The sequence below is a fragment of the Pseudoalteromonas sp. CO348 genome (genome assembly GCF_004208845.1).
Classification (GTDB): domain Bacteria; phylum Pseudomonadota; class Gammaproteobacteria; order Enterobacterales; family Alteromonadaceae; genus Pseudoalteromonas; species Pseudoalteromonas maricaloris.
In genome coordinates, this window is sequence record NZ_SGPI01000031.1 from 13,420 (window position 1) to 40,117 (window position 26,698).

Below are 26,698 nucleotides of genomic sequence, written 5' to 3' on the forward strand. Positions count from 1 at the left end.
TAAGCATTGGCGCTCTCGCTAGGGATCGAACCTAGAACTCAGCCTCCGGAGGGCTACGTGATATCCATTTCACCACGAGAGCGTCGGCAACATAATAATGCGAAGTGCAGGCAATTGCCAGACAATGTTTGCTATATGACTAATTAGTAACCTATTTTTTAAAAAAAGCTGTACTTTAGGCAAAAAACCAGTTATTCAGCTATGCTTTGAAAATAATAAAATAGACTGATATTGCTGCCAGTTCAGAAATATCGCGATACATCATTGAGGATCCCAAATATGACACCGATGACAACAGAGCAAGTTGCAGAGTTTCTTGACGTAAAGGTTGAGCGCGTAAGACGCCTCGCACGAGAAAACTTGCTAGTCGCCAAAGACACTGATGCCAATGGCGAACCTATCTTTGACAAAGCCGATGTTGAAAAATACAAAGAGCTAGCACAGCGACTGGGTGGTATTTAAACTACCCAATAGTGATGGCCAGTAATGTGATCAAGGAATATCACATACTACTGGCTCAGCTTGTAGCTACAGTATCCACTGCTTCAGTAACTGCCTAAGCTTTTCGGCTTCTATCATTACGCCGCGCTGCTCGTACCATTGAATGCTAACAATCAAATAAATCTGGCAAAATACCGTCAGTTTAGCTTGAGCGTATGAAGGCATGCCTTGCCGCTTTAGAGAAAAATAAGACTCAACCACCGTAAGTGCTGCTTCAACACCACAGCTAAAACTACACACCAGCGCTGCTAAATCAAAAAATATGTCACTATGACAAGCATACTCAAAGTCGATTAACCGAACCCCCTCTGGGCTTTGAATAATATTGCTCATGACTAAGTCATTATGGCAAAACGCCTGATCCACGGGTAAAGAAGCTAAGCTTTCGATAAGCCATTCGATATCAACTAAGTGACGCAGTTTCTCATCAATAGCCTGAACATAACCGACTAAGTCCAGCACCTCGTATACTTCAAGCTCTAAGCTATGCACCTGAATAACTTGCGCTAACAACGCAGTGTTTAACTTTGGCTCAGCACACACTTCTGGCATAAAGGTGAACAATGCCATACGAGTGCGTAGGTCGTACTGCAGTACGTTAGAAGTAATGCCTTGCTGTGCTAACTCATTCTGTGCCTTTAATGCCTCAGTAGGAATACCATGGCTATAGCATTTTAATAGGTAGCTTTCGCCCTTACTCACCATCAGGTAATTATTGTTACTCACACCTTTAGTTAGCTTTTCTAATCGCTCCGCTGAAACCTTGAATACGGTATCCACCTTTACTTTTAATTTTTCAAGCTCAGAGTGCTGCAAGCGTCTTTCCTTGCTTAGCTTCATATTCTTCGTACCAACGCTTGTAGCCCCAACACGCCATCAAGGTGTAGAAAATAAATAGTACCAGCGTAGGATAGAAACCTTTAAGGTAATAAAGGTAGATAGAGGCTGCATCAATCACGACCCAATATAACCAGTTTTCAAGAATTTTCTTAGCCACTAAATAGGTCGTCACCACCGCAAAGCACGTAGTAAAGCTATCTAAATAAGCGAGATCTGCCGCCATATAATGCTTGGTGAAATACCCGAGTACAACGGAAACCACTGAAGTGATAACAATGATTGAAAGATGTTTTGATAACGACCAAGAAACAATATCACTGGGCTTGTTTTTGTCACCCTGACGCCACATCCACCAGCCAACAACGGCCATGACCATATAGTAAAAGTGCAGCAGTGATTCCATCACTAGTGCTCCGTTCCAGTACAGCACGGTATAGATGAAGGTGTTAATAAAGGCCACTGGCCAACACCAAATATTCTCTCGAATTGCCAGCAGTAAATAAGCTACAGCCAGCACCACAGCGATATACTCCCAACTCGACATCGCTGTGAACCCTGCAAAGGTTTCAGTAAACCAGTCCATTAATCGCAGGCACTATCAGCTGGAGATAAATCGCCTGAGATAAACTTACAAACAAAAATACATTTTCCGTAAGCTTCAAATGAGTGTTTCATTTCTTGATTCAATACTGAAGTCACTAAATCAAATTCACCAAAGACCTGAGTTGACATCGTGTTTGTGATCACCTTGATCCCTTCATGCTCATTCAGCCTATCAATAAAACCTTTAATAAAAGGGATATAGTCTTGGTGCAGTGGGTACTTGCTTATTTCAACAGAAACTTGCATGGGCGCTCCTTACAAATGGCAGCCGATTATTAATATTGCTGGTTTAGATTTTCCCCACCGGTAAATTCCGATTTTGGGGTATAGTTAATCCAATCTTGCTGATAGATAATTTTACCTTTTTCGTCAAACTTTAGCACTATCAGAAATCGCCAAGGCCCTAACTCGCGTGACGCATAATTAAAGCGATTAAAAACGCCTCTAGCAACCACGGTTCGAGTCGTGCTATCGACTATTTTATCCTCAACCACTAAGACGGGTTGTTCATCCAGCACAGCAAAATTCCCAGCAGACCAATTAAAAAAAGCCGTAATCTGATCTTTACCTCGTGCCTTATGACCAAAAACCATATCTTCAAGCACGGCATCTTCGGCATAGAACTCGATAAACTGGGTAAAGTTCTGCCGCTGAGCATAGCTATTAAAGTAAGCATCGGCATGGCTGATGAATGTATTTTTCTTACTGATATTAACCGAGTTACTACAACCACTCAGTATTAATATAAAGAATAACAAGAACCGATAGCGCATCATAGCCACTCCAAAAGCCGTATTAATCGAGTATAAAAAAAGCGCCTGTAGCGCTTAATTCGACGATGATAAAGTGTGTATCTTTACACTGTCACTATACCCAATGGTTTAGCGGTTTTCCACGCTCCACGGGTAAAGTCTGGAATACTCAGTGATCCACTACGATTAGCCACTGATTGAGCCGACAATGGAGAAATTACCGACCAAGCTGCACCATCGTATACGTCTTGATCTAGCGCCTCACCATTACGCAGGCAATAGATCATGCGCCAGAACATTAAAAAGTCCATACCACCATGACCGCCATTGCGCTGCGCTTCTTCACCCATTTTAGTCCAAAGCGGGTGGTCGTATTGTTTATACCAAGGATCCATTTCGTAATCCCATTCATGGAAGCTCTTAGTACCACCTTGCTCTAACGCGATCCGATTAGGGAAACCAGCAAAGACCCCATTAGTTCCTTGAATAAGATTGTGACGAGAATAAGGCCTAGGCGTGGTCGTATCATGTTGTACCATGATACTGCGTCCTTTGATGGTCTTAATCATCGTGGTATTCATATCACCCGCAATATAATGTAGTTGATTGCGTTCATGATCTGTCGGAAATTCGCGTTTTGCATAGGCTGCACGACCTAGGGCGGGAGAACTCATAGAAGTTAAGTAATCAAAACGATCACCTCGGTTAATATTCATGTACTGAGATACTGGACCTAAACCATGAGTTGGATATAGGTTACCATCTCGCTTAGTATGCCAGTGTGTGCGCCATGAGCCGGTTTTGTGCTCAATTTCCTTCATCTGCCAACGTAGCTCATGAATATATGCAGCTTCACCATGCAATAACTCACCGAATACACCTTGGCGAACCATATTCAGTACCATCAACTCATCGCGACCGTAATTGACATTTTCCATCATCATACAGTTCTTTTGCGTGCGCTCTGCGGTGTCGACTATCTGCCACATTTCTTCCACGGTCAACGCTAAAGGCACTTCAACAAACGCGTGCTTACCACTATTCATGGTATCAATTGCCATCGGCGCGTGCCATTTCCAAGGCGTTGAAATGATAACGATGTCAATATCGTCCCGATTTAGCATTTCTTGATAAGCTAACTCACCACCACGATACAGCGCAGGTTTCGGCAAACCTCGCTCGCGTACAAGATAGTCAGCCGATTTTTCAAGCACTTCATCATGGGTATCACAAATCGCGACAATACGTGCGCCATCGATGTGACTCATGCGCTTTACATGACCATAGCCACGTTGGCCAACCCCAATAAAACCTACCCGAACCACGTCCATTTTTGGTGCTACGAGCCCAATGACAGAGCGGCCTTGTTGCTTAGGTACAATGCTATTATTTTGATTCGAGCTTGCGCACCCAGCTACTACACTCGCAGCCGCTGCCGCTCCTGCGGCTTTTAAAAAGTCGCGGCGGTTTATATTTTTCATTCTTACTCCTAAACGATACTTCTTAACAGCACTAATACTGCTCGCTATCAAGCTAACCTATCCCAATCTTAGGTTCAAAACATTGCGATAAAGCCGCAAAAAAAGCGCTTGAAGCGCTTTTTCTTAAAATATATTAAACCGTTAAATTGCCCTGATAATATTATTCAGACAATCCTCTTTTTCTAGCACACTGGAATACAACGCAAACTGGTTCTTCGCACGGTCAAGATTATGATTGGCTCTGTGGGTTGCAAAATAATTATCTCCATCTAAGTGATCTGTTAAAAATCGCAGACCTATCATGAATGGCATCACTTTGGCGCCAAGAATAAAACTGTCTTTTTCTGCTTCAGTCACACTGTCTTGTAACGGTTCAATATACCCTTGCGCCAGCGCAGCAAAGATATTTTCTCTCACTTGCACATTACTCAAGTTCGTTGAGTCTTCAGCTTCTGGTGAACAAAAGGTACGTACCATATCGCCAAAATCAAACAACCAGTTACCCGGCATACACGTATCTAAGTCGATAACGGCTCGCGCTGCATCACTCTGTGTTGAAAACAGCATGTTGTTGATTTTGGTATCGTTGTGGCAAGCTCTAAGTGGTACTTGTTTTTGTGCCTGCTGCAATTCTTCTGCAAGTGCAAATTGCTGCTGAAAAGCAGCGATAACATCACTGCACTTTTCCGCGCGACCATGCTCGTCTTTCGCTAGCACTTGGTTAAATGCATCAATACGCATCGCCAAGTTATGAAAGTTTGGAATGACATGATGTAACTGCGCCGCATCAAAATCATTTAGCGCATGTGCAAACTGCCCAAAGGCGTTTGCAGCCGTTAATGCTTGTTGTTCGTTTGCCACTACGTCTTCGCTATAACTGCGGCCAATAAATGCAAGCGCACGCCAAACTTCGTCATTAATATCGACTAAATATTGGCCTGAACTCGTCGCTAAGTGCTTTATGATAGCGAGGCTATATTCTCCATTTAAGGCTTTTGCTGTTAAGTGCTGTTCAATCGCTCGCGCATTTTCAACAAGATGCAAAGGGTTTGGAAATACCGTGGTATTTAGCTTTTGTACTACCATGGTTTTGTGGTTGTCCTGCAACAGCATAGTCGTGTTGATATGACCACTACCGATCGGCTTCATTTTAGCTTCTTCACTAATGAGACCGTATTCATCAGCAAGTTGTTGCGCAACGGCTTGATACTCCATATTCACCTCAAAAGGAGTTAAGTCGGATGTAGTTGTGTGGAGATGATTATCTTCCCTGACGTGCTTCATAAATCTTTCTCGCGACAATGTCTAGTTCGCTCTTATAAGTTATACCGTACCAATGTGATTTAGCTTGGTAGACCGACACGGTTTGTAGGCCCTTATTGATACTGTGTTGGATACAATCTGGCAGATAATACTCTTTTTTGACACCGTTGTCATAATTCCTTAAAAACGCATTAAATCCGGCTTCTAATGAATCAAAAAGTGACGGTGTCACACCCCAGCAGGTCATCGAAGCCAGCGCAGAGCTTGCTATTTTACACCGCTTACCTGCAATATCACCTGACAACTCGCCGTTTTCAAAGCGAATATCCAATGCTTCTTCAACCGAGTGTAGTTGTTGCGCTTGTACCTGACAAACACCACGGTTTACTCCACCTTGATCTGATAAGGTATTTATAATTGGGTATGCGACCATCGCCATATTGCTATGATGCTGAAAATGTTCAACAAGCTGCTCAAATGCATCTGGCCCGTAATAATCATCCGCCGTAATAACTATCGCAGGCTTATCAACGTATGGTTTTGCACACAGCAGCGCATGTCCTGTGCCCCATGGTTTTTCTCGCCCTGCCAAACAGTCGATAAATTCATTCGGAATATCGCTAAGCCGCTGCTGCACTAAAGTAATGTTCAGCGCCTTCGGCAATCGTGGCAATATCACATTTTCGATTAGGCTTCGCACTTTGTCATTGATGATCAAAATAACATCTTGCACACCAGCATGATGCGCGTCAATTATGCTCAATTCCATAATGCTTTTATCGATACTTGGCAGCTTAGCAACCTGCTTATTACCACCAAAGCGGCTTCCTAATCCACCTGCCAAAATGATCAGCTTAGGGGGTTGTTCGATTCCTATCATTGAAAAAATATCAAAACTCAAATAAGCGGGTAAGTGTACTGAGCTTTTGCGCAGAATAAAAGCAATTGCGAGGAAAGGCGTCCTCGCAATTAGTGTGAACTAGCTAAACTTTTGACATAAGTACTTTATTTCTTGGTATTCAAGCAGTCCTTCCTGTGCTCCTTCTCGGCCAAGACCTGAAAACTTCACACCACCAAAAGGCGCTACAGGATTGGATATGATCCCTTCATTAATCCCAACCATGCCATACTCAAGCGCATGACTTACTCGCCTTATTTGATTGCCATCATTCGAATAAAAATAAGCAGCAAGCCCTTCCGGCACAGAGTTTGCCATCCTTACCACTTCATCTTCACTCTCAAAATCAATAATGCTGACAATCGGTGCAAAAATTTCTTCATGGAAGATCCGCATGGTGCTATTTACACCCGTGATAACTACTGGTGCCATAAATTGGCCGCTTTGTTTATCACCTTGATAAGCGATGCTCGCACCTTTAGCTAACGCATCTTCCAACAACTGCTGTGCTTTTTGTTTGGCTTCAAGTGAAATGAGTGGACCAATATCAACACCTTGCTCTAGACCATTTCCCAAGGTGAGTGTGCTAACCTGCTGAGTGAGCGTATTGAGTAGCTCTGCCGCGATACCTTTCGCAACAAACACACGATTTGCGGCCACACAAGTTTGTCCTGCATTTCTAAACTTCGCTGCCATCAAACCACTTACCGCTTGCTCAACATCAGCGCTGTCGAAAACAATAAATGGTGCATTACCACCAAGCTCCATTGACGTTCTTTTCACTGTGTCGGCACATTGCTTCAACAACGCACTCCCCACTTGTGTTGACCCCGTAAAAGTGAGTTTTCGCACCTGTGGTGACTCAGTAAGGTGTGCTACTAACCCTTTAGAATCGTTAGTCACTAACACCTGAAAAGCGCCAACTTCCATTCCAGCCTGAATAGCCAGCTTTGCAAGGGCGATGGCCGCAAGAGGGGTTTTCTCAGAAGGCTTTAAAATAAAGCTGCAGCCTGCTGCATAAGCTGGTGCTACTTTTCTGGTGATCATCGCCAGTGGAAAATTCCACGGTGTGATCCCAAGTACAACACCAACCCCTTGCCTAATAGTCGTTAGCTCATGTGATTGAGAATGACTGGGAATAACCTGACCATAGGCACGCTTGGCTTCTTCGCTATACCATTCAATAAATCCTGCAGCATAATCCGCCTCGGCAAGTGCCTCCTTAAGCGGTTTGCCTTGTTCCTTAGTGACGATTTCAGCCAACACCTGACGATGCTCTATTACCAATTCGTACCATTTTCTAAGTACTTGACTACGGGCATGTGCTGTCGTGCTAGCGAGTTTTTCGAAGGTTTCAGCCGCTGCTTGCAGCGCTTTATCAGCTGCCTGATTATCCGCCTCAGAAACCTGAGCAAGGTGCTCTCCAGTTGCAGGATTAACCACATCGACATGCGTTTTACTATGATGTGCTTGGCCATTGATAAGTGAAAATTCGGGATTACTGATGAGTGACATAGCGTTCCTCCTAGAAAAGCAAAAAGCCGTAGTATAAGACTACGGCTTTTATTAAATTTGTCAGTAACAACCTAGGTTGTTAGCAGCACTTAATGGTCTTCATTAACGATATTGAGATTGTACTTTGGAATTTCAACCACTAAGTCTTCATCACTAATTATCGCTTGGCAACCTAAACGAGACTCAGCTTCGAGACCCCATGCTTTATCTAGCATGTCATCTTCTAACTCATCGCTTTCTTCCAGCGAGTCAAAACCTTCACGAACAACGATATGGCACGTAGTACATGCACATGACTTTTCACAGGCATGTGGAATACTAATTCCGTTTTTCAACGCCACATCGAGTACAGTTTCACCCGTTTTCGCTTCGATTGCAGCACCTTCCGGACATAACTCTTCATGGGGTAAAAAGATAATTTGTGGCATATTACACCTCGTCTACCGACTGCCCTTGCAGTGCCTTTTTAATTGATTCATCCATACGGCGTGAAGCAAAATCACTACTCGCCTGATCGACTTCTTCGATCACCTTTTTAATCTGCTCTGGATTGTCTGCACTTTCGCGAATTTGTGCAAGTTCAGTCATTGCACCGCGCAGTGTATTGAGCTCATCTTCTGCCAACAGATGACCATCCGTTGCAAGCGATGCCTCTAACGCTTCCAACACACGCAGTGCTTCAACCTGCTGCTCTTTAAGCATACGAGCGCTCATGTCTTCTTTGGCATTGCTCATCGAATCTTTTAGCATTTGTGCTACTTGGTCATCGCTCAAACCAAACGACGGTTTTACCTGGATCTCAGCCTGCACACCTGTCGACTTTTCTTCAGCCGAAACACTCAATAGACCATCAGCGTCAACTCTAAAAGTGACTCGAATATGCGCAGCGCCTGCCGCCATTGCTGGAATGCCCTTTAGACTAAATTTAGCCAAGCTACGACAATCATCAACGAGCTCACGCTCACCTTGCAATACATGCAATGACATAGCGGTTTGACCATCTTTAAAAGTGGTAAACTCTTGTGCACGTGCAACAGGAATAGTGGTATTACGTGGAATGATCTTTTCAACCAACCCACCCATAGTTTCTAGGCCTAAAGACAATGGCAATACATCAAGTAGTAACATGTCAGAGTCAGGCTTGTTACCCACTAAAATATCAGCTTGGATAGCAGCACCCAATGCCACCACACGGTCTGGATCGATTGATGTTAGTGGCTCTTTAACAAAGAAATTACCGACTTCTTCACGCACCACCGGCATACGAGTCGACCCACCCACCATCACAACCTGCAAGACTTCTTCTGCTGTGACACCCGCGTCTTTTAACGCGCGGCGACAAGAGCGTAAAGTCTTTTTAACCAATGGCATTGCCATTTCAGCAAATGCTTGACGCGTGATCGAAACTACAAATTTTTGCTCGCGAACTGGTAGCTCTACGTTTACCGTTTCATAGCTTGAAAGCGCTTCTTTACAGGCTCTTGCCTTATTGATAAACAAGCGTAGCTCTTTTGGGTTTAAATCAAATAGCTGCGTTTGCTGTTTAAAGAAATCGACCAACAATGAATCAAAGTCATCACCACCGAGGCTTGAATCACCACCGGTTGATAATACCTCAAACACTCCTTGGTTTAAGCGTAAGATAGAAATATCAAACGTACCACCACCAAGGTCATAAACCGCAATCACACCTTCTTGACCAGAGTCTAGGCCGTAAGCTACTGCAGCTGCAGTCGGCTCATTGAGAAGTCTTAATACTTTTAGACCAGCAAGCTCAGCTGCGTCTTTTGTACTTTGCCTTTGTGCATCATCAAAATACGCAGGTACAGTGATCACTGCGCCCATTACATCTTCACCAGCAAAGCTATCAATAGCACGTTGGTGTAATGTTTTTAAAATTTCAGCGGAGGCTTGCACTGGGCTTACAGCGCCAGCTACGGTTTCAATAGCAAGCGAACCGTTATTATCGACAAAGTTATAAGGCAACTGACCATAGCTTTGTTCTATTTCAGATTGCGTTTTACCTAAAAAACGTTTTACAGAAATAAGCGTATTAGTCGGGTCTTCAGCAGAAGCAGCTTGGGCTTGTTCACCAACGATAACCTCTGAGTCGGTGTACCTTACTACCGACGGCAGCATAGGTTTACCCATTAAATCGCTAAGGGTCTTCGTTTCGCCACTTTGTACTGTTGCCACAAGAGAGTTCGTGGTACCTAAGTCAATACCAATCGCTAATTTATGCTCATGAGGTGCCGCGCTCTGCCCCGGCTCAGCAATTTGCAATAATGCCATAATGCTCTTTTCACTTTAACGTTTGTTGATGCTATACATCATCAATCGAATAATTCATCTTCGATACGTGCTAATTCGTCGCGTAACTTGTAGACAAACTTTAGCTTACGAATATTGTCTGCTGCGGCTTCTAATGTGCTCATGTCATCGCTTTGAAGCTGCTCGGCAAGGGAGGCGCTAAACTCTGTATCTAACGCTTTGATCTGTGTTTCGAACTCTGCAATCGCGCCGTCAGGATCCGCCGCATCAGGTAATTCTTCTAATGCTTCACGCAGCTCCATCTGTTGCATTAAAAACATCGGATCTTGCAACGTTTGTTGCTCTGCTCGTATGTCTACACCCTTTTCGCTTAACATATACTCGGCGCGTTTAACTGGGTGTTTGAGCACCGCTAGCGCGTCATTGATCTCTGCGGTTTTCTGTACCGCGAGCAACTTCTCACGCTCACTTTTACCAGCAAACCTATCTGGGTGAACTGCACGCTGTAGCTCTAAATAGCCTTGATTTAGTTTGTTTAAATCAACGTGATAATCAACAGGTAAATCAAATAATTCAAAATAACGCATACGCACCTAATACAGCAAAGCCCCACCAAGGCAGGGCTTTAAACTATTCACTGTTGCAAACTATACGGTGAAGCTTTCGCCACAGCCACATTCGTCTTTCTGATTTGGGTTATTGAATTTAAACCCTTCATTCAGACCTTCTTTTGTGTAATCAAGCTCTGTGCCGTCGATATAAACTAAACTTTTTGCATCAACGATGATTTTGACATCTTTGTCTTCAAATACTTCATCGCCTTCATCTAAATCGTCGACAAATTCGAGAACATAAGCAAGACCTGAACAGCCCGTGGTTTTAATACCAACGCGCAGCCCTATGCCTTTTCCACGGTTACTCAAAAAGGCTAATACGCGATTAGCGGCTGCATCTGTTAACGTCACTGCCATAATAGTCTCTTACTTCGCTTGTTTACTCTTATAATCTGCAATCGCAGCTTGAATCGCATCTTCTGCCAAAATTGAGCAGTGGATTTTCACTGGTGGCAACTCAAGCTCTGCACTGATATCAGTGTTTTTGATAGTCGCAGCTTCTTCTAACGATTTACCTTTCACCCACTCAGTCACAAGGGATGATGATGCAATCGCGCTACCACAACCATATGTCTTGAATTTCGCATCTTCGATGATGCCTTCTTTTGACACTTTAATTTGTAGCTTCATTACGTCGCCACATGCAGGTGCCCCCACCATGCCCGTTGCTACGCTTGGATCGTTCTTGTCTAAAGAACCTACGTTACGTGGATTCTCAACGTGGTCGATAACTTTATCACTGTAAGCCATAACTATTTCCTCACTACCTGCTTGCGGCTGGATAGTATCCAGCCAGCGGCTAAAACTTGCTTAATGGTGTGCCCATTCAACGCTATCTAAGTCGATGCCATCTTGGTGCATTTCCCAAAGCGGTGACATCTCACGTAAGCGACCAATAGAATTCTTAAGAAGATTGACGGTGTAATCGATCTCTTCTTCTGTCGTAAAACGACCAATACTGAAACGGATAGAGCTGTGTGCTAATTCGTCATTACGACCTAGAGCACGCAGTACATAAGATGGCTCTAAGCTCGCCGATGTACATGCAGAACCTGAAGAAACCGCAATGTCTTTAACTGCCATTAGTAGACTTTCACCTTCAACAAAGTTGAAGCTGATGTTTACAATGCCAGGTACTGATTGGTCGATAGCACCATTAAAATAAACTTCGTCCATATCCATTAGGCCGTCCAATAGACGCTGACGAAGTGCACTGATGTGTGCATGGTCTTTTTCAAAGTCTTGCTTAGCAATTCTAAATGCTGTGCCCATACCCACGATTTGGTGAGTAGCAAGTGTACCAGAACGCATACCGCGCTCATGACCACCACCGTGCATTTGTGCTTCTAAACGCGCACGTGGCTTACGGCGCACGTACAGCGCACCGATACCTTTAGGGCCATAAACTTTGTGGCCAGAAAATGACATAAAGTCTACTTTCAATGTTTGTAGGTCTATTAATACCTTGCCAGCACTTTGCGCCGCATCAACATGGAACATGATCTTGCGCTCACGACACATCTCGCCGATAGTCGCGATATCTTGAATAACACCTAGCTCGTTATTAACGTGCATTACGCTCACTAAAACAGTGTCTTCACGCATGGTTGCTTCAAGCTTTTTCAAGTCAAGTAAGCCGTTGTCTTCAACATCCATATACGTCACTTCAAAGCCTTGACGTTCAAGCTCACGGCAGGTGTCTAGTACTGCTTTGTGCTCTGTACGAACGGTGATGATGTGCTTACCTTTCTTTTTATAGAACTGCGCAGCACCTTTGATTGCAAGGTTGTTTGACTCAGTTGCACCAGATGTGAAAACGATTTCACGCGGATCAGCGTTGATTAAATCAGCGATATCATTACGCGCCTGATCAACCAGTTCTTCTGCTTGCCAACCGAAACGGTGTGAACGAGAAGCTGGATTACCAAAGTTACCATCCATTGTCAGGCACTGCATCATCTCGTCTGCAACACGCTGATCAACCGGAGCGGTTGCTGCATAATCTAGATATATCGGTAATTTCATTTATCTCTCCGCTTGACGTCAACCTAGAGTTGACAACTCACTTGAATATTGTCTAATTGCTCGATAACACGTTTAACGTGCTTATCTTGCCGCGTTGCTACGGATTGAACATCCGCGTCGGCGACTAACTCGGCTAGGGAAATACTGTTTAAAAATTCTTCAATTCGCACACTTAAATCAGACCACAATGAATGAGTCAGACAGCGCATACCGCTTTGGCAACCGCCGCCTTCGCCGTGACAACGTGTTGCGTCAACGGACTCGTCAACTGCATTAATCACATCACCAACGGAAATTGTGTGTGCATCACGGCCTAATAAGTAGCCGCCGCCAGGACCACGTACAGAGCTAACTAAGCCATGTTTACGTAGACGGGCAAATAATTGTTCAAGGTAAGATAGCGAAATCTCTTGTCGTTCAGAGATATCGGCTAGTGGAACAGGGCCAATACTTGCGTGTAACGCAACATCTAACATTGCTGTCACGGCGTATCTGCCTTTTGATGTCAGTTTCATGCATAACCCCCGCTAATTTACCAAGCCGCAAATTTTAATTACTTGACTAAGATAGTCAAGTATTAACCAAGCATAATAACGGCTTTAAATCTGCAACCCTCGTATGCCTACCCGAAATACCTGAGTAATTTAATCAGGTATTATGGATATTGTAATTACCTGAGTATTTTAGTCAAGTATTAGTGATGAAGATTTATGCAAGATTTCACAGAAGAAATGGTTGATATTTAGACAATAGAAATATAACAGTATTGGCGCGCTGAGTTGGCCAATACTGTTATCGTGTTTGGTTTACTTGTTAGTAGATTTATCTATCGAACTTAGGATCCCACGTAGAATATTAAGTTCTTGATCTTCCGGTCTAGCACGGTTGAACAAACGCTTTAGCTTAGTCATTACCATGCCCGGATGCTGTTTGATGATAAAGCCGGTGTCATTCAGGGTATTTTCAAGATGCTCGTAGAATAACTCCATCTGCTTTGATGATGGGTAAATCGTTTCATCTACTTCTTCTGGCTGCTTTTCTTGCGTGTCTAGATATGTCATACGCGTTTCGTAGGCCAAAGTTTGCACTGCCATCGCAAGATTAAGCGAGCTATACTCAGGATTAGCTGGAATACACACATGATAGTTGCACAATTGCAACTCTTCATTTGTTAGGCCGCTATTCTCACGACCGAATACAAGGGCGACAGGACCATTCACCGACTCAGCAACCAATTTTTGTGCACACTCACGCGGGTCTACCATTGGCCACGACAAAGTGCGTGAGCGCGCACTCGTGCCAATAGTTAAAGCGCAATCAGCAATCGCCTCTTGAAGTGTATCGACTTTAGTCGCTGCACCCAACACGTCGGTTGCGCCAGCCGCCAATGCACTTGCATGGCTGTCCACTTCACATGCAGGGTCAACTAAATAAAGCTTAGATAACCCCATCGTCTTCATCGCTCTCGCAACAGAGCCAATATTGCCAGAGTGTGAGGTGTTCACTAATACAATTCGAATATCTTCTAAAGCCATTTACACGAGTCTCAAACAAAAATAATGGCGCAGTGTAGCATATCTGATTTGCGTTTTTCCAAGCTCCACAACCAGAAATTAAAAATCTTTACGCAGCAACGGAGTACAAAAAACAACCAGAAAAATTCACAATTGGTTATTTACTTTAGAGAAAAAACCGCTAGAATACGCCGGCTCAAAATGATCCTGTTCTTTTACAACCTAAAGGTAATGCTATGCATCCAATGTTGAACATTGCGGTACGCGCTGCGCGTAACGCAGGTAAGATTATCCTACGTGCAAGTGAAGATTTATCGCGCGTTGAAGCTGCTCAAAAAGGCACAAATGATTTAGTAACAAACATCGATAAAGATGCGGAATCAATCGTTCGTGACACAATTTTAAAATCTTACCCTGATCACTCTATTGTTGGTGAAGAATTTGGTCATCACGAAGGCAAAGATGCAGACTACCTTTGGGTTATCGATCCTCTAGACGGTACAACTAACTTCGTTAAAGGTATCCCTCATTATGCTGTTTCTATCGCGCTAAGAGTTAAAGGTCGCGTAGAGCAAGCTGTTGTATACGATCCAATCCGCGACGAATTATTTACCGCTTCTCGTGGCCAAGGCGCACAGCTAAACAACAAACGTATTCGTGTATCTAAGTCTATTGAATTACAAGGCACTGTGCTTGCAACTGGTTTCCCTTTCAAGCAAAAGCACCACATGGATGCCTACCTAGAAGCATTCAAAGCATTATTCATTCATACAGCTGATATCCGCCGTGCGGGCTCTGCAGCTTTAGACATGGCATATGTTGCGGCAGGTCGTATGGATGGCTTCTTTGAAATTGGCCTTAAGCCTTGGGATACAGCAGCCGGTGAGCTGTTAGTAAAAGAAGCAGGCGGTATGGTCACTGATTTTGCAGGCGGTGCTAACTTTAACCGTAGCGGCAACATCATCTGTGGCGCACCTAAGCTTTGCCAAGCGATTGTAAAAGAAATTCGCCCAGTATTAACTGAGTCATTGTTAAAATAATAACTCTGGCTTAGATGAAAAAACCCAAGCACTGCTTGGGTTTTTTGTATCTGATTGAGTCTAAGAATAACAATAGTAAGAGCTAACTGTTATTCCAAACTCAGGTATTTACGCTGAGCGTCGGATGCCTACTTAATTTCAACACGGGCTGAGCGCATCACGATTTCATCGTTTAGCTCAATACCAAGCCCCGGCTCTTCTGACACTTTAAAGATACCGTTCTTAGGCTGCGGGTCTTGCAAGCATAGCTCTCTGTTCCACTTTTTGATTGCGTAAGTATGGTGCTCATGGATCAGGAAGTTTGGGATCGCGGTTTCCAAGTGTAATGAAGCTGCGGTTGCTACCGGGCCGCCACAGACGTGCGCCTGAATACGGATATCAAAGATATCGGCGTAATCACATACCTTCTTAGTTTCCGTAAAGCCACCACATAGGCCAATATCTGGCTGCAGTACATCAATACTTTGATCTTCAAAATAAGGGCGAACACCCCAGCGATTATACAAACGTTCACCGCCAGCGATTGGCACAGAGGTCTTGTTGGCTACCTTTGCATGTAAAGAGTGGTTAAGATAATTCACTGGCTCTTCATAATACATACAATCAAATTCTTCAGCGATGTCTGCAATTTGAATGGCTGATGTCGCGCCCGGTAAGCTGTGGCACTCAAAAATAATATCCACTTCATCACCTACCGCTTCACGTATTGCTTTCATTCTTGCACGGTATAATTTCATTTCCGCGCGCGAGATTAGCTTAGTTCTATCGTAATACGTGTTGCCATCTTTGTCGTACTGAATTGGATCAACTTTAACCGCATCGTACCCTTCTGCAATGGCTTTGTGAGCCGCTTCAGCATATTCGTGTGGTTGAACTAGTGCTTTAAACTCGCTATCCCAATCAAACTGTAATTGCGAGGCATAGGTGCGAAGCTCAGGGTTCACTTTACCACCAAGCAATTGATAAACAGGTAGGTTTAAGGCTTTACCTTTAATATCCCAAAGCGCGGTATCTATTGCTGACATCGCCGCATATACCACAGGCCCGCCACCTAAACCCCAAAAACTTTCTCTCAGCATACGCGACCAAAGCAGCTCGGTTTGAAAAGGGTCGTGACCAATTAAAAAGGCTTCAGCCATTTCTTTGATCATACTGGCCGCAGCGCTGTGGCCGAGGTCGTATGCAAGCCCAGCTTCACCAACCCCTGAAATGCCTTCATCGGTATGAATACGAACAAAAACGGGTGTCCAAGCAGGTCTATCTGGACAATGAATATCGAAAACTTCGACGCGATTAACTTTCATGTTGACTCCTATTGAGCAAAGCTTGGGTCTAGGCGGTAAGCTTTACGAAGCATTGCGGGCCATGCTAATTGACCACCGGTGCTACCGCTATGCACGACATTCGCTTGGTTATATATGTTATCAATAATGGGTTGTGGTACAGGTACCGCTTGTTGTCCCGTTGCTTGAATCGCAACTTGAATCTCGCATGCACGCTGTAAGTCATAAAAACGCATAAAGGCATCACCTACCGTTGGTCCAACAGTTAAACCACCGTGGTTCACCAGCAGCATATGATTGGTTGTACCTAAGTCATCTTGCAAGCGCTTTTTCTCATCCATATTCACTGCTAAGCCTTCATAGCCATGATACGATAGTGATGGTAAGGAGAACATACTATGCTGACTCAAAGGCAATAAACCACATTCTACACTCGCGACTGCGATCGTCTCTTTAGTATGAAGGTGGATAACGCAATGCGCATCTTCTCGCACCTCATGGATTGCACTGTGAATGGTGAAACCCGCGGGATTAATCTTAAATGGCGTATCATCAAGAATATTCCCTTCAAGATCGACCTTCACCAAATTAGAAGCGGTGACTTCATCAAAGGTCAGGCCAAAGGCGTTTACTAAATAATGATCCGTACCCGGCAAACGCGCCGACATATGCGTATAAATTAGATCTCCCCAACGAAAGTGCTCAACCAGTCGATAGCAAGCGGCAAGGTCAACACGCAGCTGCCATTCTTCTGCGCTTACTTTGTCTTTTAAATTTAACTGAGGTAATTCGAACATGGGGATCCCTTACTGACTCCACATCTGGATGTATAGAAGTCTAAATTAGCTTAATTATATCTTCAACTAAAAACCACCGCGAACGGTGGTTTTTTATCATCTTTGATATCTAACTTTGATGTTATTCAACTTTAGATAGATACTCTGCAATCGCATCGATTTCAGCGTCAGTGACATTAGCAACCATCGCCTTCATTGCTGCTGTCATACCGTTATTACGTTTACCTGATTTGATATCTTTCATTTGCGCCGCTAAATACTCTTTGCTTTGACCATTTAGCTTAGGATACAGAGGCATGATTGGTGCTTTACCATCTGCACCATGACAGGTTTGACACATCTTTGCTGTATATAATGCTTTACCATCCGCAGCCATTGAACTTGCTGAACCTAGTGCGCAAATTGCCACCGTAGTCCCTACTAGTAGTTTTTTCATCTTGCTCATATCATTACTCTTTTTATTGACGGTTAACGTTGTAAGTCAGTGTAGACTAAAGTTTGACCTAAAGCCTAATCACTACCACATCAAATCATCTGGGACTTCAAAGTCAGCGTAAGGGTCATCCTCATCACCTTGCTGATTGTCCTCAACATGGAAAACGATATATTTCTCGTCTACCTCTGCGATCTTTCTAGCAGGTTCATCTTGTAGTACGTAGAACTGCTCTTCTAACACACAAATCGCTAAACGCCCCTTTGATAGCGCTTTTTGTGTTTCGGAATTAACTTCTAACTCCTTCACCTTATTTTGGTATGTGAAGTTAAAGGTCACATTGCCGCGGATCTCATCTTGGTTATGATGTTCTAAGATCTGCTTCACGCGAGCAATTTGCTCTTTATCTTTTAGCGTTTCTTGCTTCGCTTTATTTAACTCTTCGGCACGCTTTTGCTGCTCAAGCTTCGTTTGCTCAATATGTTTTTGAAGGTCTGTTTGGTCGCTCGTTGCGCCTTTTTTCTTTTTCTTCTGCTGTTTACGCTTTTGTGTTTTTGCAACTTTCGCCTTGTGCTCAGTTGTTAGACCTGCTTTTAGCAACTGATCTTGCAGTGAACCCATCATGCAACTCCGTAAAATAGACTTTTCACTATTTTAACTCAGCAATTTCGATTGACCAGAGAGGAATCGGTCAATCTAATGTAAAACTACCAAAATTATTGTTACGCATCGTGATTTAGCGCAAAAAATTGTCATCTAGTTTGCTTTAATTTAAGCTAACTCATCGAAATAAAAAGCCTTATTGCTTAATGCCCGTCATTCATCTATTGCTTTGCTCTGTTACCATTTTTTTTGTGCTCTATGCACCGCAGCCGCTGCTGGCTGAATTTGCAGAGCAGTTCAATGTCTCTGCGTCAGATGCAGGTATGCTGATGTCAGCCACCATGCTGCCGCTGGCCATCGCACCAATCTGTTATGGGCTATTACTCGCAAAGTCTAACCCTTTGCGGATCTTAAAATGGACAATGCTACTATTGGCGCTAAGTAGTTTGGCTTTCGCTTCAATGACTTCATTCTCGGGCTTGTTGCTTACACGACTAGTTCAAGGACTGTTACTCCCTGCTGCACTCACTGCCATGACGGGTTATATCGGCCAACAATTTAGTGGCTCACAGTTGAAAAGAAACATGAGCTTGTACATCGGAAGTACCATAGCCGGAGGTTATTTTGGCCGTACGCTTGCAGCCAACTTTACTGTCTGGTTTGAGTGGCAAAGTTTCTATTACCTAAACGCATTGTTATTGATTGTGCTGGCATTTAGCATTCGAGCCAGCAAAAACAAACCACCAATAATTCACGCGACAAGGATCAGGGATTACTTGGCACCACTCAAGCAATCGCGCCTAGTGAGATTATACAGCTCTGTATTTTGTATGTTTTTCTGCTTCGCGGGGCTACTCAACTTTTTACCTTTTATACTCAAGTACGACTTTAATTTAACTGATCCCAGTAAAGTGGGCTGGGTCTATACAGGCTATTTAGTTGGTGCTTTAGGGTCTATCGTTACACCTTGGCTACAAAGTAAATTTCATTCTACCTGGCGATTTTTAGCTGTGATGTTCTTTATCTATGCTACAACCATTGCGCTATTACCCGTGGCGTCTGTGTTCTTTTTTGTGGTCTTATTTACGCTATTCTGCGCCTGTATGTTTGTGATCCATTCAACCGCTGCGCCTTTAGCCAACAGTATTAGTCAGGCACCTGCAACCGTCACCAATGGCGCTTATGTTTCATTTTATTATTCCGGAGGCGTGCTGGGATCTTACCTTCCGGGCTTGATTTATGAGCAAGCTGGTATCACTTGGTTTTGTGCGTCACTTTTTACCGTCTGTACAGTCGGCTTAGCTCTGAGTTTGAGAAACACAGTCAACCCAGTGAGGTGAGTGCCCAGTGACTTGCCAAAAGCGTTTCAAATCTTCGAGCGTTAACACCCAAGTTTTAGTATTCACTAGAGGGTGACACTGCCATAAATGCGCAGATTGCAGTTCACTATCAAGCCATAATTCGACTTGTTGCTCACTGTCGTTATGCAATGTGAGTGCTGATACACAGCCTTGTTCCACTCCTAAATACTTTGCTAGCCTGTCCGTCGATGCAAAACCTAAACGTGACACCCCTTGAGATTTAGACAGCGCTTTTAGGTCGACTTGCTTATCTGCAGGAATAATAAAAAGAAAGTGTCGCTTTCCATAGTTATCTCGGAGGAAGAGATTTTTCAGTCGCGTCCCTTTTCTCGCTAACTTCAAGTTGTCAGCATCTAGACAAGTATGTAACGGTGGGTGCTCATAATTGAGATAGTTGATATCTAACTGAGCGAGCCGCTCTGCAAGTGCACTTGGATTGTTTCTGATCACAAACACTTACCTCGTAACTGAACGCTACGCTGTCGCCAGTATACATCGGTAATTTTATGACCTGAATTACAGTAGTCCGCCTCAATCAAAGCCGGTTTTAATAAGGCGACGGCTTGCTCTTCTAGCTTGAGTTTTAGAGCGGGGGAATCTTCAATACGCTCAAACTCGGCAAAACGTTTTAGCTCTCTTCTTGATATTGGCTTACTTGCATCCAGCTCCATTCGAGGTGTTGCTTGTACCGTTACAATGAAAGCAAATTCTTTATCACCAGTTGGCGAAAGACGCTTATGAAGAGATTGCTTTTCGATAATAAGTTCAGGCTCATCAGTCTGTGATGCACAGCTCGCTAGCAGCCCAATAACGAGAATAGAAAAGATATGACGCAGAACCATAATTCGCTTAATTCGTTTTATTTTCAGTTCAGTGTAACAAAGACTATAAAAAAATAGCGAAATTTTTTGTCTGGGGTTGACGGGAATATAAAAAATGATTAAATTTCGCTTCGTCCACTGACGGAATGTGGGGCTATAGCTCAGCTGGGAGAGCGCCTGCCTTGCACGCAGGAGGTCAGCAGTTCGATCCTGCTTAGCTCCACCACTTTCCGCTCTTCTTACTTCTTACTTCTTACTTCTTACTTCTTACTTCTTACTTCTTACTTCTTACTTCTTACAAAATTAACACCTTAAATCGAAAAGAAAAAAGCCCAAGTCTTTCGACCCGAGCTTTGCAGTTACTTATGTCATTCTGTGTATACCACTGAGTATGATTCTTCGATCTACTCAAGCAGCATCTGTTCATTATTCTCTGATTTGGCCTTCACCATTTACTAAAAATTTTTCGGTTGTTAGCGACTCTAAGCCCATTGGTCCGTAAGCGTGCAATTTGGTGGTAGCAATACCAATCTCGGCACCTAAACCTAACGCTGAACCATCACTAAAGCGTGAAGAGGCATTAACCATCACGACGGAAGCATCTACACCGCGTTGGAACAAATCAGCAGCTGCTTTGTCTTCCGTACAGATAACTTCGGTATGGTGACTACCAAAGCGATCAATATGTGCAAGCGCTGCATTAAAATCAGCAACCTGACGAACCGCTATTTCAAGGCTCAAGTATTCTTCGCCAAACTCGTCATCACTCAATTCAACTGCATTATCAAAATAAGCTACGGTTTGCTTACACGCATTAATTTTCACGCCTCTTTCTGCTAATGCTGCTGCAGCTTTCGGTAAAAAAGTCGGAGCGATATCTTGATGAACAATTAACCCTTCAAGCGCGTTACATACACCAGTACGCTGCGTTTTACCGTTTAACAGAAGCGCCATTGCTTTATCGAGATCGGCCGCTTTATCTATATACAAGTGACACACGCCTTTAAAATGCTGGATCACTGGCACCGTACTATTCTCAGTAACGAAATTGATTAGACCCTCACCGCCACGTGGGATGATAAGGTCGATATATTCTTTTTGCTGCATCAACTCCATTAACAACGCGCGGTCTGGATCCGGAATAACAGAAACCAACGCGGCAGGTAGATTATGTTTTTCGAGCGCCTTATGCATCGCTTTTGCGATCTCCAAAGAACTTGCTAACGCTTCTTTACCACCACGCAAAATAACACCATTACCTGACTTAAAACACAGCGCACCGGCGTCAGCGGTGACATTGGGGCGCGCCTCATAAATCATGCAAACAACACCAAGTGGCACTCTCATTTTGCTGATTTTAATGCCATTTGGTCTTACGCCCATGTCTCTACGTGCACCCACAGGATCGTCCAGTTGAATGATGGTCTCAATGCCCTCAGCCATGCTCTCAATCCGCGCTTGGTTAAGCGTTAATCTATCTATCATGGCGTCGCTAAGCTGGTTATCACGAGCAGCAGCTAAATCTGCTTCATTGGCTTTAATAATGGCATCGCTATTTTCACGGATCCCTTTTGCCATATCTGCTAACACCGCATTTTTTTGCTCTGTAGATAATAGTGCTAACTGTTTCGCTGCTTTTGCAGCCTGTGATGAAATATCTGTGATTAAACTCATGTCTTATGACTTCTCCAATAATGCAATATCTTGTTCTGAAATAACGGGTCCGATACTATCTTGAATTCTTTCGCTGATCGGATTCTCTTCATGTTCAGTTAAAAAGTTTAATAAGCAGCTACTGTAATTGGTGGTTGCTTTGGCTAAGCGCTTACCATCTTTGCTTCTCACGAGTACGGTATCTCCAACAGAAAACTCACCTTTTACTTCAGTGATTTCATCGCCACTTAACTGACCCACCACTTGATTTTCGCCTGAGCCATAATCGCTATCTACGACTAGCTCACCTTGCTCTGATGCTGTGTGAGTCATCCAATGCACTGCTTCTTGCATCGGTTTATCATAGGCTGTAAATACCGTGCCTGGATTTTTTCCCGCCAACAATAATTCAAAGGTTGTTTCTTCGAAGCCGTTAACAATATAGGTATCTATACCGTGAGACGTCGCCTTTTCAGCAGCTTCAATTTTAGTCTTCATACCACCGGTGCCAACCTTACTCGTTGGACAGCCAGCCATATCGTAGATTTCTTCAGTGATCTCTGTCACTTCTGAAATCAGCTCTGCATCAGCATGTAAATTAGGGTTTTTGTTATATAACCCACTGACGTCGGAGCAAATAATCAGCCCATCAGCATCTGCAGCCCCCGCTACCATGGCAGATAAATTATCGTTATCACCCACCTTCAAATCGTCTGTGGTCACGGTGTCATTTTCATTGATAATAGGCAGTATTCCATGATCGAGTAAAGTGAATATTGTTTCACGAATACTGGTGTATCGCTCTCTATCACGCAGGTCGCCGTGAGTCAGCAATATCTGCGCCGACGGGAAGTCGAAGAAGCGGTCCCACGTAGCCATCATCTCGGTTTGGCCAGCTGCCGCCATCGCTTTTTTCACCGCAATGCTAGGCTGCTCTGAGTTTGGAAATAAGTGCGACCCTGCTGCGACTGAACCTGAAGAGACGAGGATCACTTCGATACCTCGGGCTCGACAACGCACGATGAATTGCGCGATGCTGAGTAAATAGCGGGATCGACACCCATCTTGCTCTGGCGCGATCAACGCACTCCCGATCTTGATTACGATACGTTTTGACTGTTTCATCGACATAAATTCCTGCATTAAATTAACCACCCACTCACGAGTTGGTACTCCAAATATCTCCTATTAGAAGACAACAGAAAGCGCAATGCATCGACCAAAAAGTCGGCAAATAGATAAAACAAACAGACGTGCGACGGCGAAGACCTTAGTCCCATCATGTCGCCACACATGCTAAACCCAGACACAGCAACAATCGTTAACTGGCTGACATTTCACTAATAGAAGATTGATTGTGACATCAAGTACTTAACCCTTGACGTCGAGCCGTTTCCAACAGGGCCACCATGGTTTGGTGCGGCCGGAAAGGCTGTACCGCAATGAATAATTGCGTAATGAGTAGATTGTGAATGACGGCGCGATTTACTCCACGCCTTGAACGCTTATTACCTTAACGTAAGCTCGGGTAAGATTGCAACCCTATCCCATGTTAATTATTTATGACCACCATAAATCAATTTTATAATACCTTATTTTCAGTAATTTATTCACTTTACCCTCATTCGCGCTGTGTTATAACAGGATGCTAGCTATACTGATAAAAATGTTGGGATAATCCAACCGGGGAGAATCTATGTCAGCAATCTACATTGCAGGTATTGCAGTATGTTCTGTAATAGCACAATGGCTTGCTTGGGCCTTTAAGGTTCCTGCAATTTTGTTTTTACTTCTTATTGGTCTTGCTTTGGGGCCATTTAGTGGCACGCTGGATCCAGATGCTTTACTCGGGGATTTACTTTTTCCCGTCGTCTCACTTTCCGTTGCCGTTATCCTTTTTGAAGGTTCACTAACACTGCATTTTAAAGAACTCAAAGGAATTGGTAAGGTCGTACGAAACCTTTGTTCTATCGGGATGTTAGCAACCTTTGCGGTGATAGCAACGACCGCAATTTTCGTGCTGGAGCTTAACTGGCAAGTTGCCGCCGTTTTGGGCGCAGTACTTGTCGTGACCGGTCCAACGGTTATTGCCCCGATGCTGAACGCCATGCGCCCAGACAAAGACATAGACCGTATTTTACGTTGGGAAGGTATAGTCATAGACCCTATTGGTGCACTCTTTGCGGTACTCGTATTTGAAGCAGTCTCTTTAGTTGGTGGCGAAGGTATCTTTAGTCACACCTTGTGGGCGCTCGTATCAACGCTTGGTGTTGGGATAAGTATTGGTGTCGCATCAGGTTACCTAACCACATACCTAATAAGAAAAGAGTGGCTTCCCTTTGAGCTTCACAAATTCGCCATTTTAGCGCTGGTGTTGTTTAGCTTTACGCTATCGAATCATCTGAGCCATGAGTCTGGTTTACTGGCCGTGACTATCTTTGGTATTTGGCTCGCTAACCAAGATGACTTGGAAATAGACTCAGTGTTAGAGTTTAAAGAAGATCTCTCAATGATCCTGATTTCGAGCTTATTTATATTACTCGCGGCACGACTCAAGTTAGAAGATTTAATGCTGTTAGACACCGACGTCTTTATCTTTCTCGCAGTAGTATTATTTATTGCTCGACCACTGTCGATATTCTTATCGACGTTCAATACTGACTTACCGATAAAGTCTCGTATTCTGTTAAGCTGGATAGCTCCTCGAGGTATTGTTGCTGCAGCTGTAGGCTCAGTTTTTGCGTTGAGTATGACCAAATCACAGATAGCGGATGCGGATAAAATGGTGCCGCTTATTTTCACCGTCATCATTGTCACCGTGGTACTACAAAGCCTAACTGCAACACCTTTCGCACGTCTTTTAGGAGTACGTCAACCAAAGCCCAATACCTTACTTATCATTGGTGCAAACCATGTAGCTAGAGCGGTGGCTAAAGGCTTAAAAGACCAAAATATTGATGTTTATCTCTCCGATCCCGCATGGGAAAACTGCAAAATGGCAAGAATGGACGGACTGCCTTGTTACTATGGTAACCCACAGTCGGAACATGCCGAGCGTTACCTCCCGTTGACCAGCTTAAAGTCAGTACTAGCGCTTTCACCTAACCGTCACCACAACGCTTTGGGTGTACAGTACTTTTCTCATTTACTTGGCGATCAATGTGTTTATTCGCTCAAATCATCCACTAACCACGCCAAGGCGAACAAAGATAGCGCCACTTTCCTTTCTCGCCAAATCTTGTTTGGCGACGAAGGTAATTACGCCAAGCTAAGTAGCATGATGGCTAAGGGCGGCAAAGTGAGCGTAACACGGATCTCAGAAGAGTTTAAATGGGAACAGTATAAAGAGGTTAACAGTGAAGCAATCCCACTGTTTGTACTCACAGAGCAGAACAAAAATGAAGAGCCTTTGTTGATCCGCCCATTTACCTCTGACATGAAAAAGCTACCAGAAGAAGGCGATCGCGTATTAGCGTTACAACCGCCTAAGTTAACGGTGCTTAAAGATCCAAACGCCAATAAAGAAGGCCAAATTGGTGCAAAGCTTAGCAGCCAGCAAATCACTTAACCTGAGATTAGGATTAGCAATAAACAAGCGTACGAGCCTTATTTAGAAGCAAGCTGAGCGGCGTAAATCACGCCGCTTTTACTTTCCACTCACAACCTGCTGAAAGTAATATCTATTGACCCAACGGAGTTAACCTAAGCTCAGGTTATATAGGCAATCTCGCGCGCTTGACCACGCTATCAGGCATTTTATTTGCCAATTGCCCTAGCGCTACCTGAATCCGCTTATGTAGCTTTTTATCTGCGACTGCGGAATGAAACAACCATCGATAGGCGTCTTCATAATCTCTAGGGCTACCGTGGCCTTGATTAAACACATCTACGAGTCTTAATTGAGCGTTTAAGTTGCCAAGCGCAGCGGCTTCCCTCAGATAGGTTACCGCCATCGCTTTATCTTCTTGCACCAACTGGCCAACATCATAGTAACGACCTAATTGTTCAAGCGCCGCGGCAAGGCCCTGCTCTGCTGCCCTTTTCATATAATAAAGGCCGAGCTCAACATCTCTGTCTACACACACGGCATAAGCTAACATGTCACCATAAAGAAACTGATACGAAGGCAGCGCCATGATCTCAGCACGCGCTTCAATATCTTTAACCAGCTGGCACTCATCCGCTTTAACCCGAGCAAGGTGTTGATTTTTTTCAATGAGCGCTAGTAGCTCTTGCTGCGTATACAAAGGCACAGCTTCGATAGCCTCTTCGGCAGATACTTTGCTCTGTATACTGAGACTTAAGGAAACACTCAATGCTGAAGCTGCAAAATAACGAAGTAAGTAATTCATCGAAGACCCATCAAAGTAAAGCTGATTGTTTAACTATAGCAGGCTGCAAAGGCAAATTACTTGCTCTGCAGCAACATC

29 protein-coding genes and 2 tRNA genes are annotated in these 26,698 nt (G+C 43.9%); 5 read left to right on the forward strand and 26 right to left on the reverse strand.

Annotated features, from left to right (window positions below; all coding sequences use genetic code 11):
- Positions 1-7: 7 nt before the first annotated feature.
- A tRNA-Arg gene (locus tag EXT48_RS15380) sits at positions 8-82 on the reverse strand.
- 197 nt (positions 83-279) lie between these two features.
- Between EXT48_RS15380 and EXT48_RS15385 the strand changes: the two genes are divergently transcribed.
- The gene (locus EXT48_RS15385) at positions 280-462 is read left to right on the forward strand and encodes a helix-turn-helix domain-containing protein (RefSeq protein ID WP_010607231.1); all 183 of its coding nucleotides are present in this window, start codon (positions 280-282) and stop codon (positions 460-462) included.
- Between the two features lie 66 nt (positions 463-528).
- Here the strand turns inward: EXT48_RS15385 and EXT48_RS15390 are convergent, their stop codons facing one another.
- The 16 genes from EXT48_RS15390 to trmJ form a co-directional block, all read right to left on the reverse strand.
- Positions 529-1,341, reverse strand: a complete 813-nt coding sequence (locus EXT48_RS15390; protein ID WP_239360642.1) for a phosphotransferase — start codon at positions 1,339-1,341, stop codon at positions 529-531.
- Positions 1,304-1,924 carry a nicotinamide riboside transporter PnuC gene (pnuC, locus tag EXT48_RS15395; protein ID WP_039493061.1) on the reverse strand — a complete coding sequence of 207 codons (621 nt, stop codon included), beginning with the start codon at positions 1,922-1,924 and terminating at the stop codon, positions 1,304-1,306. The genes EXT48_RS15390 and pnuC overlap by 38 nt, the downstream gene beginning before the upstream one ends.
- Positions 1,924-2,190, reverse strand: a complete 267-nt coding sequence (locus tag EXT48_RS15400; protein ID WP_017218496.1) for a YkoF family thiamine/hydroxymethylpyrimidine-binding protein — start codon at positions 2,188-2,190, stop codon at positions 1,924-1,926. Before EXT48_RS15400 ends, pnuC begins: the two co-directional genes overlap by 1 nt.
- A gap of 29 nt (positions 2,191-2,219) precedes the next feature.
- A complete protein-coding gene (locus tag EXT48_RS15405; RefSeq protein WP_130164968.1) occupies positions 2,220-2,720 on the reverse strand; it encodes a nuclear transport factor 2 family protein in 501 nt (166 codons plus the stop codon).
- 80 nt (positions 2,721-2,800) lie between these two features.
- A complete protein-coding gene (locus EXT48_RS15410; RefSeq protein WP_130164969.1) occupies positions 2,801-4,177 on the reverse strand; it encodes a Gfo/Idh/MocA family protein in 1,377 nt (458 codons plus the stop codon).
- A gap of 141 nt (positions 4,178-4,318) precedes the next feature.
- Positions 4,319-5,392 (reverse strand): phosphotransferase enzyme family protein, encoded by a 1,074-nt coding sequence (locus EXT48_RS15415; RefSeq protein WP_045988907.1) that lies wholly within the window; start codon positions 5,390-5,392, stop codon positions 4,319-4,321.
- A gap of 46 nt (positions 5,393-5,438) precedes the next feature.
- Positions 5,439-6,320 (reverse strand): NTP transferase domain-containing protein, encoded by an 882-nt coding sequence (locus EXT48_RS15420; RefSeq protein WP_165384117.1) that lies wholly within the window; start codon positions 6,318-6,320, stop codon positions 5,439-5,441.
- Positions 6,321-6,419: 99 nt separating this feature from the next.
- Positions 6,420-7,853, reverse strand: a complete 1,434-nt coding sequence (locus EXT48_RS15425) for an NAD-dependent succinate-semialdehyde dehydrogenase (RefSeq protein WP_130164970.1) — start codon at positions 7,851-7,853, stop codon at positions 6,420-6,422.
- An 89-nt stretch (positions 7,854-7,942) separates the two neighbouring features.
- On the reverse strand, positions 7,943-8,281 hold the full coding sequence (fdx, locus tag EXT48_RS15430; protein ID WP_010607222.1) for an ISC system 2Fe-2S type ferredoxin: 339 nt from the start codon (positions 8,279-8,281) through the stop codon (positions 7,943-7,945).
- Position 8,282: 1 nt separating this feature from the next.
- Positions 8,283-10,145, reverse strand: a complete 1,863-nt coding sequence (gene hscA / locus EXT48_RS15435) for a Fe-S protein assembly chaperone HscA (protein WP_130164971.1) — start codon at positions 10,143-10,145, stop codon at positions 8,283-8,285.
- A gap of 41 nt (positions 10,146-10,186) precedes the next feature.
- Positions 10,187-10,711: a co-chaperone HscB gene (hscB, locus tag EXT48_RS15440; RefSeq protein ID WP_010378969.1), complete on the reverse strand. Its 525-nt coding sequence runs from the start codon at positions 10,709-10,711 to the stop codon at positions 10,187-10,189.
- Positions 10,712-10,771: 60 nt separating this feature from the next.
- On the reverse strand, positions 10,772-11,095 hold the full coding sequence (gene iscA / locus EXT48_RS15445; protein WP_010378967.1) for an iron-sulfur cluster assembly protein IscA: 324 nt from the start codon (positions 11,093-11,095) through the stop codon (positions 10,772-10,774).
- A gap of 9 nt (positions 11,096-11,104) precedes the next feature.
- Positions 11,105-11,488 carry a Fe-S cluster assembly scaffold IscU gene (gene iscU / locus EXT48_RS15450; RefSeq protein WP_010378965.1) on the reverse strand — a complete coding sequence of 128 codons (384 nt, stop codon included), beginning with the start codon at positions 11,486-11,488 and terminating at the stop codon, positions 11,105-11,107.
- A 60-nt stretch (positions 11,489-11,548) separates the two neighbouring features.
- Positions 11,549-12,763 carry an IscS subfamily cysteine desulfurase gene (locus tag EXT48_RS15455; RefSeq protein WP_010378962.1) on the reverse strand — a complete coding sequence of 405 codons (1,215 nt, stop codon included), beginning with the start codon at positions 12,761-12,763 and terminating at the stop codon, positions 11,549-11,551.
- Positions 12,764-12,786: 23 nt separating this feature from the next.
- Positions 12,787-13,278, reverse strand: coding sequence for a Fe-S cluster assembly transcriptional regulator IscR (gene iscR / locus EXT48_RS15460; protein WP_010378960.1), 492 nt, complete (start codon positions 13,276-13,278; stop codon positions 12,787-12,789).
- A 291-nt stretch (positions 13,279-13,569) separates the two neighbouring features.
- Positions 13,570-14,298, reverse strand: coding sequence for a tRNA (cytosine(32)/uridine(32)-2'-O)-methyltransferase TrmJ (trmJ, locus tag EXT48_RS15465; protein WP_039493041.1), 729 nt, complete (start codon positions 14,296-14,298; stop codon positions 13,570-13,572).
- Positions 14,299-14,513: 215 nt separating this feature from the next.
- On the opposite strand from trmJ, the gene suhB reads away from it, so the two are divergent.
- Entirely contained in the window at positions 14,514-15,317 is an 804-nt protein-coding gene (gene suhB, locus EXT48_RS15470; protein WP_017218489.1) for an inositol-1-monophosphatase, read from the forward strand.
- Between the two features lie 128 nt (positions 15,318-15,445).
- Here the strand turns inward: suhB and EXT48_RS15475 are convergent, their stop codons facing one another.
- The 4 genes from EXT48_RS15475 to EXT48_RS15490 form a co-directional block, all read right to left on the reverse strand.
- Positions 15,446-16,621 carry a mandelate racemase/muconate lactonizing enzyme family protein gene (locus tag EXT48_RS15475; protein ID WP_045988902.1) on the reverse strand — a complete coding sequence of 392 codons (1,176 nt, stop codon included), beginning with the start codon at positions 16,619-16,621 and terminating at the stop codon, positions 15,446-15,448.
- 8 nt (positions 16,622-16,629) lie between these two features.
- Positions 16,630-17,397, reverse strand: a complete 768-nt coding sequence (locus tag EXT48_RS15480; RefSeq protein WP_010607214.1) for a class II aldolase/adducin family protein — start codon at positions 17,395-17,397, stop codon at positions 16,630-16,632.
- 121 nt (positions 17,398-17,518) lie between these two features.
- Positions 17,519-17,842: a c-type cytochrome gene (locus tag EXT48_RS15485; RefSeq protein WP_039493034.1), complete on the reverse strand. Its 324-nt coding sequence runs from the start codon at positions 17,840-17,842 to the stop codon at positions 17,519-17,521.
- A 72-nt stretch (positions 17,843-17,914) separates the two neighbouring features.
- The gene (locus EXT48_RS15490) at positions 17,915-18,451 is read right to left on the reverse strand and encodes a DUF2058 domain-containing protein (RefSeq protein WP_010378951.1); all 537 of its coding nucleotides are present in this window, start codon (positions 18,449-18,451) and stop codon (positions 17,915-17,917) included.
- 188 nt (positions 18,452-18,639) lie between these two features.
- Between EXT48_RS15490 and EXT48_RS15495 the strand changes: the two genes are divergently transcribed.
- Positions 18,640-19,773, forward strand: a complete 1,134-nt coding sequence (locus EXT48_RS15495; RefSeq protein ID WP_045988900.1) for an MFS transporter — start codon at positions 18,640-18,642, stop codon at positions 19,771-19,773.
- Here the strand turns inward: EXT48_RS15495 and EXT48_RS15500 are convergent.
- Entirely contained in the window at positions 19,732-20,244 is a 513-nt protein-coding gene (locus EXT48_RS15500) for a prolyl-tRNA synthetase associated domain-containing protein (RefSeq protein WP_130127009.1), read from the reverse strand. The two genes, EXT48_RS15495 and EXT48_RS15500, sit on opposite strands and share 42 nt — an antisense overlap.
- Positions 20,241-20,636, reverse strand: coding sequence for a hypothetical protein (locus EXT48_RS15505; protein ID WP_130164972.1), 396 nt, complete (start codon positions 20,634-20,636; stop codon positions 20,241-20,243). The genes EXT48_RS15500 and EXT48_RS15505 overlap by 4 nt, the downstream gene beginning before the upstream one ends.
- 129 nt (positions 20,637-20,765) lie before the next feature.
- On the opposite strand from EXT48_RS15505, the gene EXT48_RS15510 reads away from it, so the two are divergent.
- Positions 20,766-20,841 (forward strand) — tRNA-Ala (locus EXT48_RS15510).
- A gap of 200 nt (positions 20,842-21,041) precedes the next feature.
- Here the strand turns inward: EXT48_RS15510 and EXT48_RS15515 are convergent.
- Positions 21,042-22,289, reverse strand: coding sequence for a glutamate-5-semialdehyde dehydrogenase (locus tag EXT48_RS15515; RefSeq protein ID WP_130164973.1), 1,248 nt, complete (start codon positions 22,287-22,289; stop codon positions 21,042-21,044).
- Between the two features lie 3 nt (positions 22,290-22,292).
- Entirely contained in the window at positions 22,293-23,393 is a 1,101-nt protein-coding gene (gene proB, locus EXT48_RS15520; protein WP_017218481.1) for a glutamate 5-kinase, read from the reverse strand.
- Between the two features lie 571 nt (positions 23,394-23,964).
- Here proB and EXT48_RS15525 point away from each other — a divergent pair.
- A complete protein-coding gene (locus EXT48_RS15525) occupies positions 23,965-25,836 on the forward strand; it encodes a sodium:proton antiporter (protein ID WP_130164974.1) in 1,872 nt (623 codons plus the stop codon).
- A gap of 145 nt (positions 25,837-25,981) precedes the next feature.
- Here EXT48_RS15525 and EXT48_RS15530 read toward each other — a convergent pair whose 3' ends face one another.
- A complete protein-coding gene (locus EXT48_RS15530) occupies positions 25,982-26,620 on the reverse strand; it encodes a tetratricopeptide repeat protein (protein ID WP_010378945.1) in 639 nt (212 codons plus the stop codon).
- Positions 26,621-26,698 lie beyond the last annotated feature (78 nt).

Excerpts from the sequence above, each read along its gene's own strand:
- fdx (WP_010607222.1), bottom strand. The coding sequence starts at position 8,281 with ATGCCACAAATTATCTTTTTACCCCATGAAGAGTTATGTCCGGAAGGT.
- iscR (WP_010378960.1), bottom strand. The coding sequence starts at position 13,278 with ATGAAACTGACATCAAAAGGCAGATACGCCGTGACAGCAATGTTAGAT.
- EXT48_RS15420 (WP_165384117.1), bottom strand. The coding sequence starts at position 6,320 with ATGATAGGAATCGAACAACCCCCTAAGCTGATCATTTTGGCAGGTGGA.
- EXT48_RS15495 (WP_045988900.1), top strand. The coding sequence starts at position 18,640 with ATGCCCGTCATTCATCTATTGCTTTGCTCTGTTACCATTTTTTTTGTG.
- suhB (WP_017218489.1), top strand. The coding sequence starts at position 14,514 with ATGCATCCAATGTTGAACATTGCGGTACGCGCTGCGCGTAACGCAGGT.
- EXT48_RS15485 (WP_039493034.1), bottom strand. The coding sequence starts at position 17,842 with ATGAGCAAGATGAAAAAACTACTAGTAGGGACTACGGTGGCAATTTGC.
- hscA (WP_130164971.1), bottom strand. The coding sequence starts at position 10,145 with ATGGCATTATTGCAAATTGCTGAGCCGGGGCAGAGCGCGGCACCTCAT.
- EXT48_RS15390 (WP_239360642.1), bottom strand. The coding sequence starts at position 1,341 with ATGAAGCTAAGCAAGGAAAGACGCTTGCAGCACTCTGAGCTTGAAAAA.
- iscU (WP_010378965.1), bottom strand. The coding sequence starts at position 11,488 with ATGGCTTACAGTGATAAAGTTATCGACCACGTTGAGAATCCACGTAAC.
- EXT48_RS15475 (WP_045988902.1), bottom strand. The coding sequence starts at position 16,621 with ATGAAAGTTAATCGCGTCGAAGTTTTCGATATTCATTGTCCAGATAGA.
- EXT48_RS15455 (WP_010378962.1), bottom strand. The coding sequence starts at position 12,763 with ATGAAATTACCGATATATCTAGATTATGCAGCAACCGCTCCGGTTGAT.
- trmJ (WP_039493041.1), bottom strand. The coding sequence starts at position 14,298 with ATGGCTTTAGAAGATATTCGAATTGTATTAGTGAACACCTCACACTCT.
- EXT48_RS15480 (WP_010607214.1), bottom strand. The coding sequence starts at position 17,397 with ATGTTCGAATTACCTCAGTTAAATTTAAAAGACAAAGTAAGCGCAGAA.
- pnuC (WP_039493061.1), bottom strand. The coding sequence starts at position 1,924 with ATGGACTGGTTTACTGAAACCTTTGCAGGGTTCACAGCGATGTCGAGT.
- EXT48_RS15490 (WP_010378951.1), bottom strand. The coding sequence starts at position 18,451 with ATGGGTTCACTGCAAGATCAGTTGCTAAAAGCAGGTCTAACAACTGAG.
- proB (WP_017218481.1), bottom strand. The coding sequence starts at position 23,393 with ATGAAACAGTCAAAACGTATCGTAATCAAGATCGGGAGTGCGTTGATC.
- EXT48_RS15410 (WP_130164969.1), bottom strand. The coding sequence starts at position 4,177 with ATGAAAAATATAAACCGCCGCGACTTTTTAAAAGCCGCAGGAGCGGCA.
- EXT48_RS15385 (WP_010607231.1), top strand. The coding sequence starts at position 280 with ATGACACCGATGACAACAGAGCAAGTTGCAGAGTTTCTTGACGTAAAG.
- EXT48_RS15415 (WP_045988907.1), bottom strand. The coding sequence starts at position 5,392 with ATGGAGTATCAAGCCGTTGCGCAACAACTTGCTGATGAATACGGTCTC.
- EXT48_RS15505 (WP_130164972.1), bottom strand. The coding sequence starts at position 20,636 with ATGGTTCTGCGTCATATCTTTTCTATTCTCGTTATTGGGCTGCTAGCG.
- hscB (WP_010378969.1), bottom strand. The coding sequence starts at position 10,711 with ATGCGTTATTTTGAATTATTTGATTTACCTGTTGATTATCACGTTGAT.
- iscA (WP_010378967.1), bottom strand. The coding sequence starts at position 11,095 with ATGGCAGTGACGTTAACAGATGCAGCCGCTAATCGCGTATTAGCCTTT.
- EXT48_RS15405 (WP_130164968.1), bottom strand. The coding sequence starts at position 2,720 with ATGATGCGCTATCGGTTCTTGTTATTCTTTATATTAATACTGAGTGGT.
- EXT48_RS15425 (WP_130164970.1), bottom strand. The coding sequence starts at position 7,853 with ATGTCACTCATCAGTAATCCCGAATTTTCACTTATCAATGGCCAAGCA.
- EXT48_RS15530 (WP_010378945.1), bottom strand. The coding sequence starts at position 26,620 with ATGAATTACTTACTTCGTTATTTTGCAGCTTCAGCATTGAGTGTTTCC.
- EXT48_RS15525 (WP_130164974.1), top strand. The coding sequence starts at position 23,965 with ATGTCAGCAATCTACATTGCAGGTATTGCAGTATGTTCTGTAATAGCA.
- EXT48_RS15515 (WP_130164973.1), bottom strand. The coding sequence starts at position 22,289 with ATGAGTTTAATCACAGATATTTCATCACAGGCTGCAAAAGCAGCGAAA.
- EXT48_RS15400 (WP_017218496.1), bottom strand. The coding sequence starts at position 2,190 with ATGCAAGTTTCTGTTGAAATAAGCAAGTACCCACTGCACCAAGACTAT.